Origin of the sequence: Streptomyces sp. NPDC058257 (assembly GCF_042881845.1) — a bacterium.
Taxonomy (GTDB): domain Bacteria; phylum Actinomycetota; class Actinomycetes; order Streptomycetales; family Streptomycetaceae; genus Streptomyces.
The window spans coordinates 26,147-36,986 of the sequence record NZ_JBHVXJ010000039.1 but is presented as its reverse complement, the minus strand read 5'-3'; the positions used below and the strand labels follow the sequence as shown (position 1 = coordinate 36,986).

Sequence of the window (10,840 nt, the reverse complement as noted above, 5' to 3'; positions counted from 1 at the left end):
CCGACGGACACACCCACCTCGCCACCTACTACACCACCAACACCCCCACACCCCCCACCCCCACCCAACTCCGCACCCACCTCACCCACCACCTCACCCCCGCCATGATCCCCACCTACCTCACCCACCTCACCACCCTCCCCCAACACCCCAACGGCAAGACCAACACCACCCAACTCCCCCCACCAGAAGGCCTGGTGGAGCGGCGCGAGCGGGTGGCACCACGTACCGCCGACGAGTCCGCCCTCGTCGAGCTGTGGTCCGAGGTGCTCGGCGTGCGGGGCATCGGGGTCGAGGACGACTTCTACGACGTGGGCGGGGACTCGCTGCGCGCGGTCCAGGTGTTCCAACTGCTCTCGGACGCGGGCTCGCCGGTGCCGCTGTCCGTGCTGCTCGGCAACCACACCATCGAGCAACTCGCCGCGCGACTCGGCGAACCGGCCGACACCGACGAACCGGACGGCACCGAACCGACCGGCGCCGACGAATCGGCCGACGCCGAACCGGCACCCGAGGCAGCCCTCGCCGGCTGACGCCTCCCGCTGACTCTCTGACGCACGCGCCACCACGCGTGACCGACTCCCTGACGCGCACCACCCGTAACGACACCGCCCGGCAGTCCGGGCGGCCGAATGGAGAGCTCCGTATGGCCACCGCACCCGTGATCACCAACCAGGCGATCGGCGCAGCAGCTAGCAGTGACACAGGCGCGGACCGCGCCCTGGCGACCGACCTCGCCGGATCGGAGCTCTTCATCGAGGGCTTCACCGTGCTGCGCGCCGCCCACGACCCCGACCGGTTCGCCCCCGAGACCCTCTCCTCCTTCCAGGCACTCTGGGACGACCTGGCACTCGACCAGAACCTCGGCGGCAGCACCTACCGCTACCGCCGCTACGGCCGGGTGCGTGCCGAGATCACCGGGTCGCAACCCGAGTTCACGCCGCTGGCGCACTCCGTGTTCCAGCAGTCCGCCGAGCACATCCCGATCCACATGGGCCGGGCCCGCCTCTTCGAGCCCGTCGCCCAGGAGCACCTGTCGCACCCGGTGCTGCTCCGTCTGCTCGCCGACGGCCTGCGGCTCATCCGCAGCGGCGACGACCGTACGCGGTGGGAGATCGGGCTGCACTTCGTGCGCACCGTCGCCGGTGCCACACCCGGCCTTCCCACCCCCGAGGGCCGCCACCGCGACGGGCACGACTACATAGGCATGCACCTGCTCGGGCGGCGCGGCTGCGTCGGCGGCGAGTCGATCGTCTACCGCGACGGACGTCCGGACACCCGGCTCACGCTGCTCGACCCGCTGGACGGGATGGTGGTCGTGGACGCGGCGATCATGCACGAGGTCACGCCGATCGCGGCGACCGACGGCGAGGGCGTGCGCGACATGCTGCTCGTCGACTACAACGCGATCGGCCCGGCCGCCGGGGAGTCCCGGCCGTGAACGAATCCCGTTCCGCCGCCACGGCACCGGCAGAATCCGACCCCGTACCCCTGCTGCTCGAACTCGTGGGCACGCCCTCCGTGTCGGGCGACGAGGAGACGGCCGCGCGGGCTCTGGTGCGCTGGTTCAAGTCGGCCGGCTTCACCGCGTACGTCGACGACGCGGGCAACGCGGTCGGTGAGACCGGTGGAGCCGATGGTCCGGTGATCATGCTGCTCGGGCACATCGACACCGTGCCCGGCATCCTGCCCGTCGTCCGTGAGGGGGATGTGCTGCACGGCCGGGGAACCGTCGACGCCAAGGGCCCGCTGGCCGCGATGGCATGGGCCGCGGCCCGCGCCGCGAACGCCGGTACCGCCGCCCGGATCGTCGTGGTCGGGGCCGTGGAGGAGGAGCGGGAGTCCAAGGGGGCGCGCCATCTGATCGACCGGTACGCACCCGACGCGCTGGTGATCGGCGAACCGAGCGGGGCCGACGGGGTGGTGCTCGGCTACAAGGGCATCCTGCGCCTTCGCTACGAGGTCGAGCGTCCTGCCGCCCACACCAGCAGCCCGGAGGAGAAGGCCACCGAGGTCGCCACCGGGTTCTGGTCCGGACTCCGGGACAAGCTGGCCCTGTTCCACCCGGACGCTCCCTTCTTCGAGCAGGCGCTTCCCGCTCTGGTGGGGATGAGCGGTGACATCGAGCGGGCCGTGCTCGACATCTCGTGCCGGGTGCCGCCCGGCTTCGACACGGACGGCCTCCTCGACTGGCTGACCGAGCGGGCGCGCGGCGGCCGGATCACCGTGGTGGAGCGGACCGACGCGGTCCGCTCGTCGCGCACCGACCCGGTGGCGCGGGCGCTGACCGCGGCCATCCGGGGGCGCGGCCACCGGCCGGTCGCCAAGGTCAAGCTCGGCTCGTCCGACATGAACGTGGTGGCGCCGCACTGGGGTTGCCCGGTCGCGGCGTACGGGCCGGGCGACGCGAGTCTCGACCACACCGACCACGAGCACATCGACCTGCGCGACTACCGGCTCGCCATCGACGTACTGACCGACGCCCTCGGGCTCCTGACCGACACGCTCGGCCGGGTCCCGGTGGGCGCGGGTGAGAAAGCGGGTGCATCCCAATGACCGATCCGATGAACGATCCGATGACCGACTCGGCGACCGGCTCGACGACCGGCTCGATTTCCGATCCCACCACGCCCGGCCCCTTCGCGGCCGACAGCGACCCGGCCGCGCCGATCGCCGTGCTCCACTCGCGCATCCGCGTCGAGGAGCGCCGTCTGCTCGACGAGTTCGACCGGCGCCGGGTGCGCTACGAACTGCTCGACACCCGTACCGCGGTGTTCCGCCCGGACCGGCCCCGGCTGCCCTACCGGGGCGCGCTGAGCCGCGAGATCTCGCACACCCGGAACGTGTACGCGACGCGGCTGCTCGAACACGCGGGCCTGACCGTCGTGAACAGCCACGACATCATCACCACGTGCGGCGACAAGCTGCTGACGACGCTGCGGCTGCTCGACTCGGGCATCCCCACTCCGCGTGTCCTGGTGGGACTGACCCCGGACGCGGCCCTCGACGCCCTGGACGACTTCGGCTACCCGGTGGTGGCCAAGCCCCTCACCGGATCCTGGGGGCGGCTCGGCGCCCGGCTCAAGGAGCGCGAGACCGCCGAGGCGGTCCTGGAGCACAAGGCGGCCCTGACAGGACCGCAGCACCAGATCACCTACATCCAGGACTACGTGGACAAGCCCGGCCGCGACATCCGCGCGTACGTCTTCGGGCGCGAGGTGGTCGGCGCGATCTACAAGTACTCCGACCACTGGCGCACCAACACCGCGCGCGGTGGACGCCCGGTCGTCTGCCCGGTCGGCCCCGACCTGGAGAAGCTCCTGGTCGCCACCGCGGAGGCGATGGGTGAGGGCGTGCTCGCGGTGGACCTCCTGGAGGGCCCGGACGGCGAGCTCTTCGTCAACGAGGTCAACCACACGCCCGAGTTCCACGGCGCGATCGACGTTCTGGGCACCGGCATGGTCGGCCGTTACGTCGACTACGTACTGGACCGTCTCGACCGTACCGACCGTACCGGTCACCCGCTCGACCCGACCCCCGCCGTCCGGTGACGGCATCGACCCGCAGCGACCTGGAGACCGTCCCCATGACGCCCCTGAACGCGCAGACCGCGACTGCGACCGCGACCCCGGCCGCGAAGGTCACCGTGATCCGGCTCGACGCGCCCGTGCCCTGCGACGGCCGCCTGCTCGCGGTGCCCGCCGGTCACTACGACTGGATCCGCCTCCTGGTGGCCGCCGACGACCCGGCCGAGGTCGACGAGGAGGTGTGGCTGCACTACCGCGAGGGCGCCGACCCCGAGTGGCTGCGCACCACAGGACCGGCCGACGGCGCCCTGCGCACCGCCCGCGTCCCGGTGCCCCGGCGCTCGGAGCTCGTCGGACTGCGGCTGCCGAACAGGACCGGACTCACCGTGCACGCCCTCGACGCCGTCGGCCCCGACCGCGCCGCCGGCCTCCCGAACGGAGCATGACCACCATGACCAAGCTCGCCATGTTCGGCGGCACCCGCACGGTGACCGCCCAGGACGCCGACCCGGCCCTCATCGGCTGGCCGGTGGTGACCGACGCGGAGCGCGAGGGCGCCCTGCGGGTCTTCGACAGCGGCCAGTTCACGTCCAACAACACCGACGGCGAGGTCCAGCTCCTGGAGCGGGAGTGGGCCCGGTACGTGGGAACGGCGCACTGCGCGGCCGTCTCGAACGGCACCGCCGCCATCGAACTCGCCCTGGCCGCGGCGGGGATCGAGCCGGGCGCCGAGGTGCTCGTGCCCGCGTTCACCTTCATCGCCAGCGCGATCGGCCCCGTGCAGCGTTCGCTGCGGCCGGTGTTCGTGGACATCGACCCGGTCACCTTCTGCATGGACCCGGCCGCCGCCGAAGCCGCGATCACCCCGCGCACCCGGGCGGTCATCGTGGTCCATCTGCACGGCCTGCCCGCCGACATGACCGCCTTCCGGGCCCTCGCCGACCGGCACGGGCTGCTCCTTGTCGAGGACGCGGCCCAGTCGCACGCCGCGACCTACCAGGGGGCGCGCACCGGCTCGCTCGGCGACATCGCCACCTTCAGCCTCAACGTGGTGAAGAACCTGCCGACGTGCGGCGAGGGCGGCCTTGTCACCACGGACTCGGCCGAGCTGCACCGCCAGGTCGAGCTGCGCCGCCAGTTCGGCGAGCAGCTCCAGGGCGCCAAGGAGCGCGACTACCGCTCGCGGCTGCTCGCGGGCAACGAGAAGCTGAGCGCCGTGCAGGCCTCCTTCGCCCGCGCCCAGCTGGACCGCCTTGACGAGTACCACGCGGCCCGCACCCGCAATGTGACGGCGTTCCTCGACCGGGTCGGCGCGCTTCCCGGCATCCTGACCCCGCACACCCCGGCCGACCGCACCCACGCCTGGCACATCCTGCGCCTTCGCTTCGACGTGACGGCGATGGGCCACGCCGGGGTCGAGCCCGGCGCGATGCGCGCGATGCTCCACCGCGCGCTGCGCGCCGAGGGCGTGCCCGTGCAGCCCTACCAGGTGGTTCCGCTGCCCGGCCAGCCCGCGTTCCGCGAACTCGGCCACCGGGCCGAGGACTTCCCGGTCGCCTGCGAGGTCATCGAGGACTCGCTGACCCTGCAGCGCTGGCACCTCAACCCGTCCTCGGGCCCAGTGCTCCAGCGCATCGCGGACGCCTTCGAGAAGGTGTGGGGCCATCTGGACGTGCTCGGCACCGCCGCCGCGGGCCAGAACCACCGCCCCGCGTGGCGCACGGCGCAGAAGGCGGGGGTCTGACATGAGCGACGTACTGATCCCGCGGGCCCCCGCGTCCACCGCCGAACTCGCCCAGCTGGTCCGGGAGCAGATCCTGGAGATGGGCACGAGCCCCGACGGCACCCACGTCGGCGGCAGCCTCTCGGCGGCGGACATCATGACGCTGCTCTACAACGAGGTGCTGCGGCTGCGCCCGGACGAGCCCGACTGGGCCGACCGGGACCGTTTCATCCTGAGCAAGGGGCACGCGAGCGCCGCCCTCTACGCGGTGCTCGCCGCCCGGGGCTTCCTGCCCACCGAGGAACTCGCGTCGTACGGGGTGACGGGCGGGCGCCTCGCCGGGCATCCGCTGCGCCGCCTGCCGGGCGTCGAGTTCCCCTCGGGCTCCCTCGGGCACGGTCTCTCGCTCGGCGTGGGCAGCGCGCTCGCCGCCCGCCGTCAGGGCCGCCCGAGCCGGGTGTTCGTGCTGATGGGCGACGGTGAGATCCAGGAGGGGTCGGTGTGGGAGGCCGCCATGTCGGCGGCGCATCTGCGGCTCGGGAACCTGACCGCGATCGTCGACCGCAACCGGCTCCAGATCACCGGCCACACCGAGGAGCGGATGGGTCTGGAACCCCTCGCCGACAAGTGGCGCGCGTTCGGCTGGCACACGGTCGAGGCCGACGGCCACGACCTGGACGCGCTGCGGGCCGCCCTCACGGCGCCGCCCGCACCCGATGACCGGCCGACGATGGTGATCGCCGAGACGGTCAAGGGCAAGGGCGTCCCGCTCTTCGAGGACAAGAAGAAATCGCATTCGGTGAAGCTCAGCCCGAATCTGCACCGGCGAGCGCTCGCCGGTCTGCGGGCCCGATCGAGGAGGCAGCCGTGACCGTCGTCGACGACGTCGCGAAGACCGTGCCCGTCGCGGAGAAGGTCGCGGACAAGTTCGCGGCCGAGACGGCCGGGACAACCGAGACCGCCGCCTGGCGGCAGAAGTACGAGGCCGCGAGCCGGGACGTGTACCGGGCGACCCTGCTCGACCTGGCCAGGACCGATCCGCGCATCTTCGTGGTGGACACCGACATGGGCGGGTTCGAGGACGGCTTCGAGGCCGAACTCCCGGCCCAGTACGTCAATGTGGGCATCGCCGAGGCGAACCTGATGGGGGTGTCGGCGGGGCTCGCGGCCGACGGCCTGGTGCCGTTCGCCAACACCATCGCCTCGTTCGCGGCGACGCGGGCCTGTGAGCAGGTGAAGGTCGACATCGCGGGCAACAACCTGCCGGTACGCATCGTGGGCACACACGGCGGGTTCTCGGCGGGCCACTACGGTCCGACCCACCACGCCCTGGAGGACGTGGCGATCCTGCGCACCCTGCCGAACCTGACGGTGGTGGTGCCGGCCGACGCCGCCGAGACCGAGTACGCGATCCGCGCGGTCGCCGACACCGACGCCTTCCCCGGCCCGGTCTACATCCGCCTCGGCCGCAAGGCGACGGGCCTGGTCCACGAGCGGCCGTACGCGTTCCGTATCGGCCGGGCCGACGTGCTGCGCGGCGGCGGCGACGTGACCGTGGTGGCGACAGGACCGCTGCCGGTCTCCGAGGCGCTCGCCGCGGCGGACCTGCTCGCCGCGCGCGGCATCGGCGCACGGGTCCTGAACATGCACACCGTCAAGCCGTTGGACGAGGCGGCGGTCCTCGCCGCGGCGCGCGAGACGGCGGGCCTCGTCACGGTCGAGGACCACGTCCTGGTCGGTGGGCTCGGCGCCGCGGTGAGCGAGCTGACCGCCGAGCAACACCCGTGCCGGGTACGCCGGATCGGGGTGCCGGACGGCTTCCACGACGAGGTGGGCGGCGAGCGCGAGCTGCTCGCCCTCGCCGGAGTGACGGCGGAGCGGATCGCCGCGGCCGCCGAGGAGGTGGTCCGCCACGCGCCCTAGGAACGCGCCGGGAGGTCCCGCGGAATGCTGCGGCACAGCGCGAGGACGGGATCGGCGAACGTACGGGGCATCAGGAAGGGCGCGACATCGGCCGGACCCCGGTCGAAGGTCAGCAGATCCCCGTACGCCGGGTCGGTCTCGACCCGGTCGGCGTGAGCGGCCAGCAACTCCCGCCATTGGCCCGCCTCTTGGCCCAGACCCGGCCAGGCGTCGCTGCCGAGGTGGTGGTCGCCGCGGGCCCGGGTCCGGCGCGCGGCGAGTCCGGCGAACTCGTCCGGTCCTGTCACGGCGGTGAGCACGGCCGAGACGCGGCCGTCGCCGGTGGCGAACCAGTCCACCAGGGCGGTTCCCACGGCAAGGGTGCCGGTGGGGTGCGGATGGGCGGCGGGCTCGGGCGGTGTGTCGAGCGCCCGCTCCATCGTGACCTCGGACAGCGGCTTGTCGGGGTTGGGGAGGTAGCGGACGGTGCGGTAGCCGAGCCGGGCGTAGACCGGAGGGTTGCCGCGTTCGACGACCGCGTCGAGGACCACCCGGTCCGCGCCGGCCGCCGCCGCGTCCGACTCCAGGGCCCGCACCAGACGCCGGGCGAGCCCGGTGCCGAGGGCCGCGGGGGCCACGCCGAGCCGACGCACCTCCCAGGCGTCCGCCCCCTTGGGCACCGCACGGATGCTGCCGAGCAGGTGTCCTTCGGCGTCCCTGGCGATCCAGAGGCCCGCACCCGCAGCGAGATCGGCGCTCACCACATCGGCGGACTCGGTCGCACCGTCAGGCGCGGGCAGACCGGGCAGCGGATCGGCGTCGGCGAACGAGGCCCGGGTGATCGCGGCCACCTGGCCGACGACATCCGATGTGACCGCCGGGCCACCGCCGAATCCCATGAACGCAACGTCTATCGCACTGTCAAGGAGGTTCATATGGCGAACCTAATCGAGACCGCACCGGCACGGGTGGACACCGACGTGTTCACCCCGGTCGACCTGGAAGGACTCTTCAACGGAATGGGTGTCTCCGCACCCAGGCGCTGGCCGACCACCGGCGGCTTCAACGTATGGGGGAACACCTTCCCCGCGGAGGGCCTGCCCGGCGAGGAGGGCGAGGCCGTCGTCGAGGGCGTCCCGTTCCGGCTGCCGGGCCGCGGCCCCGCCGTGGCCGGCGGCTCGCTCGACAACCTGCGCTGCCGGGGCCAGTCGGTGACGCTCCCGGCGGCGGGCGAGCCGCAGTGGATCCATGTGCTCGCCGCCGCTGAGCGCCGCACCGAGGACGAGCTGGTCCTGCACTACGCGGACGGCGCGACCCGCCGCCAGTGGCTGCGCGTCTCGGACTTCTGGCCCGAGACCGACCAGCGGTTCGGCGAGCTCCTCGCCTTCCGCACCCGCTACCTGATGTATCCGCGCCATTCGCAGCACAACATGCGGCCGTCCGTCTGGTCGCAGCGGGTGCCGGTCACCGTGCCCGGCACGGTGACGGCCGTCGAACTCCCCGACAACCCGGCCATGCACCTCTTCGCCATGACCCTGGAGACCCGAAGGACGGTAGAAGCATGAGGGTGGAGCTGTCCGACATCGCCCACTGGCGCCACGACCTGGGCCACTGCCTGCACACCACCATGGGCGGGCTGCTGCGCCACCACGGCCTGGATCCGCTCCAGGTGCTCGGCGCGCACTGGGGTTTCTTCCACCGGCCCGGCGACGTGCGGCGCGAGGAGTACTTCTTCCCGCTGCACCGCGACGGCCTCCTGGAGAGCATGGCCCCGCACCACCCGGTGTGGTCACGCTGGCACTGGCCCAAGGACGCCGCGTCCGGCTGGAGCGAGGTGCGCGCCGCGATCCTCGCGGGCGCCCCCGTCGCGGTCGCCGCCGACAACTTCCATCTGCCGTTCCGGCCCGCCTACCGCGATGTGCACACCAATCACCTGCTCACCGCGTACGGCTTCGACGACGAGCGCGACCTTGTACTGATCTGCGACTCGGTCCCGCCCCGCTTCCAAGGCGCCATCCCCATCGGCCAGTTCACGGACGCCCGCGACTCGGCCAACCCGGTGCTCCACGACCGGGACCTGTTCTTCACCGACAACCCGGTGGCCAACCGCTGGCTTGAGGTCGGCGTCGACGGTGAACTCCCGCCGCACGACAGGGACTTCGTACGCCAGGTGCTCGCCGCCAACGAGGCGGGCTTCGGCAGCGACCATCCGGGCCCCGAGCTGTCCGGGCTCGCGGGCCAGCGCAGGTACCTCGACGAGCTCGGCGAGCGGCTCGCGGCGGGGGACGCCTCCGTGATCGACGAGACCTTCATCGTCACCGGCGCCGTCCTCGCGATGACCGGGGTGCACGGCGACTATCTCACCGCCACGGCCCGCGACTTCGACTCCCCCGCCCTCCTGGAGGCGGCCCGCACCGTGGACCGCGTCGCCCACCACTGGAGCGCGCTGCGCATCGGGGTCGCCATGGCCCGCGAAGAACCGGCCGTCGCGGAGACCTCCGTACGCAATCGGGCCAAGCACCTCCTGGCCGATCAGGAACTCGCACTCGACCGGCTGCGCGCAGCGGCGCGATCGCTGTGACCCCGCCGCCCAGCCCTTCCCTCGCACCCCGACCGCCCGTGAACGGAAAGGCCCCCATGCCCGACACGACGATCCACACCCTGCCCGCGCACCTGCGGGAGGCGTTCACCGAAGAGGTGCACGCCCGGGTCGCGGCCGGCGCGCTCGGCGACACGGTGCTCACCCGCCCCGAGTGGCAGCTGCCCGAGCCGCTCGCCACCGCCCTGCGCGACTGGCTCGGCACGCCTCACCCGACGGACGGCTACCGCGTGCTGCGGGGCCTGTTCGACGGCTTCGCCGAGCCGGGCCCCACCCCCGCCCACTGGTCGGCCACCGACCCCGACGACTCGGCGGCGCACGACATCGCGCTCGCCCTCGCCGCGCGTCTTCTCGGCCGGGTCTTCGGCTGGCGCGACCAGCAGGACGGCCGGATGGTGCACAACATCCTGCCCAGCCCCGGCTGCGAGGAGATGCAGGTCGGCGCGAGCAGCACGGTGCCGCTCGCCTGGCACAACGAGGACGGCTTCCACCCCGAGCGGGCCGACCTGCTGCTGCTCGCCTGCGTACGCAACCCGGACAACATCGGGACCCGCCTCGCGGGCATCCGCCGGGCCCCGCTGTCCGCGGGGACCGTCGAACAGCTGCGCCGCCCCGCCCTGGTCATCGAGCCCGACGACAGTTACGAGGACGAGGACGCCGTTCATCAGGAGCGGGTCCCCATGGCGACCGTCTGGGACGGCGACGACGGGCTGTGCGTGCGCTACGACCCTTCCTACACGCGCCCGTTGACCGACGACCCGCAATTCGCGGCGGCGTACCAGGAGTTGGGCGCCGCCTTCGAGGAGTGCGGGTTCATTGTGCCGCTGGAGCCCGGTGACCTGCTCGTCGTGGACAACGACGCGGTGGTGCACGGCAGGGTCGCGTTCCGGGCCCGCTACGACGGCACCGACCGCTGGCTCAAGCGCGTTCTGGTGCGGGCTCCTCGGGTCCGCCCGGCCGGGGAGCTCCTGGAGCACGGCTACCAGCAGGAGCGGGTGCACCCCGAGCGTCAGCTTCTCTCGGCGGAGGCCTGAGCCGCCGGGCCGCGCGGGCGACTTTGTCAGGTGCGGCGGTTTTCTGCCCCGCCAG

The 10,840-nt window shown here is 72.7% G+C and carries 12 protein-coding genes; 11 read left to right on the top strand and 1 reads right to left on the bottom strand.

The window, feature by feature from the left end:
* The 8 genes from ACFVXC_RS41770 to ACFVXC_RS41735 form a co-directional block, all read left to right on the top strand.
* A partial coding sequence (locus ACFVXC_RS41770) for a phosphopantetheine-binding protein (protein ID WP_389916980.1) occupies positions 1 to 533 on the top strand: 533 nt, incomplete at its 5' end.
* A 113-nt stretch (positions 534 to 646) separates the two neighbouring features.
* A complete protein-coding gene (locus tag ACFVXC_RS41765) occupies positions 647 to 1,441 on the top strand; it encodes a 2OG-Fe dioxygenase family protein (protein WP_389916978.1) in 795 nt (264 codons plus the stop codon).
* Positions 1,438 to 2,556, top strand: coding sequence for a [LysW]-lysine hydrolase (locus ACFVXC_RS41760; protein WP_389916976.1), 1,119 nt, complete (start codon positions 1,438 to 1,440; stop codon positions 2,554 to 2,556). The genes ACFVXC_RS41765 and ACFVXC_RS41760 overlap by 4 nt, the downstream gene beginning before the upstream one ends.
* Complete coding sequence (lysX, locus tag ACFVXC_RS41755) at positions 2,553 to 3,551, top strand: lysine biosynthesis protein LysX (RefSeq protein ID WP_389916974.1); 999 nt, start codon at positions 2,553 to 2,555, stop codon at positions 3,549 to 3,551. The genes ACFVXC_RS41760 and lysX overlap by 4 nt, the downstream gene beginning before the upstream one ends.
* Positions 3,552 to 3,586: 35 nt before the next feature.
* Positions 3,587 to 3,973, top strand: a complete 387-nt coding sequence (locus ACFVXC_RS41750) for a hypothetical protein (protein ID WP_389916972.1) — start codon at positions 3,587 to 3,589, stop codon at positions 3,971 to 3,973.
* The gene (locus ACFVXC_RS41745) at positions 3,970 to 5,271 is read left to right on the top strand and encodes a DegT/DnrJ/EryC1/StrS family aminotransferase (protein ID WP_389916970.1); all 1,302 of its coding nucleotides are present in this window, start codon (positions 3,970 to 3,972) and stop codon (positions 5,269 to 5,271) included. Before ACFVXC_RS41750 ends, ACFVXC_RS41745 begins: the two co-directional genes overlap by 4 nt.
* 1 nt (position 5,272) lies before the next feature.
* On the top strand, positions 5,273 to 6,121 hold the full coding sequence (locus ACFVXC_RS41740) for a transketolase (protein WP_389916968.1): 849 nt from the start codon (positions 5,273 to 5,275) through the stop codon (positions 6,119 to 6,121).
* Positions 6,118 to 7,173: a transketolase family protein gene (locus ACFVXC_RS41735; protein ID WP_389916966.1), complete on the top strand. Its 1,056-nt coding sequence runs from the start codon at positions 6,118 to 6,120 to the stop codon at positions 7,171 to 7,173. The genes ACFVXC_RS41740 and ACFVXC_RS41735 overlap by 4 nt, the downstream gene beginning before the upstream one ends.
* Here ACFVXC_RS41735 and ACFVXC_RS41730 read toward each other — a convergent pair.
* Positions 7,170 to 8,051: a GNAT family N-acetyltransferase gene (locus ACFVXC_RS41730; RefSeq protein ID WP_389916964.1), complete on the bottom strand. Its 882-nt coding sequence runs from the start codon at positions 8,049 to 8,051 to the stop codon at positions 7,170 to 7,172. The two genes, ACFVXC_RS41735 and ACFVXC_RS41730, sit on opposite strands and share 4 nt — an antisense overlap.
* A gap of 36 nt (positions 8,052 to 8,087) precedes the next feature.
* On the opposite strand from ACFVXC_RS41730, the gene ACFVXC_RS41725 reads away from it, so the two are divergent.
* From ACFVXC_RS41725 to ACFVXC_RS41715, 3 genes are read left to right on the top strand one after another with little or no spacing between them, the layout of a single operon-like run.
* Positions 8,088 to 8,717 carry a hypothetical protein gene (locus ACFVXC_RS41725; protein WP_389916962.1) on the top strand — a complete coding sequence of 210 codons (630 nt, stop codon included), beginning with the start codon at positions 8,088 to 8,090 and terminating at the stop codon, positions 8,715 to 8,717.
* Entirely contained in the window at positions 8,714 to 9,733 is a 1,020-nt protein-coding gene (locus ACFVXC_RS41720) for a BtrH N-terminal domain-containing protein (protein WP_389916960.1), read from the top strand. The genes ACFVXC_RS41725 and ACFVXC_RS41720 overlap by 4 nt, the downstream gene beginning before the upstream one ends.
* A gap of 56 nt (positions 9,734 to 9,789) precedes the next feature.
* Positions 9,790 to 10,785, top strand: a complete 996-nt coding sequence (locus ACFVXC_RS41715) for a TauD/TfdA family dioxygenase (RefSeq protein WP_389916958.1) — start codon at positions 9,790 to 9,792, stop codon at positions 10,783 to 10,785.
* Positions 10,786 to 10,840 lie beyond the last annotated feature (55 nt).

Coding starts and splice junctions, on each gene's coding strand:
- ACFVXC_RS41715 (WP_389916958.1), top strand. CDS start 9,790: ATGCCCGACACGACGATCCACACCCTGCCCGCGCACCTGCGGGAGGCG.
- ACFVXC_RS41745 (WP_389916970.1), top strand. CDS start 3,970: ATGACCACCATGACCAAGCTCGCCATGTTCGGCGGCACCCGCACGGTG.
- ACFVXC_RS41725 (WP_389916962.1), top strand. CDS start 8,088: ATGGCGAACCTAATCGAGACCGCACCGGCACGGGTGGACACCGACGTG.
- ACFVXC_RS41720 (WP_389916960.1), top strand. CDS start 8,714: ATGAGGGTGGAGCTGTCCGACATCGCCCACTGGCGCCACGACCTGGGC.
- ACFVXC_RS41750 (WP_389916972.1), top strand. CDS start 3,587: ATGACGCCCCTGAACGCGCAGACCGCGACTGCGACCGCGACCCCGGCC.
- ACFVXC_RS41730 (WP_389916964.1), bottom strand. CDS start 8,051: ATGGGATTCGGCGGTGGCCCGGCGGTCACATCGGATGTCGTCGGCCAG.
- ACFVXC_RS41740 (WP_389916968.1), top strand. CDS start 5,273: ATGAGCGACGTACTGATCCCGCGGGCCCCCGCGTCCACCGCCGAACTC.
- ACFVXC_RS41765 (WP_389916978.1), top strand. CDS start 647: ATGGCCACCGCACCCGTGATCACCAACCAGGCGATCGGCGCAGCAGCT.
- lysX (WP_389916974.1), top strand. CDS start 2,553: ATGACCGATCCGATGAACGATCCGATGACCGACTCGGCGACCGGCTCG.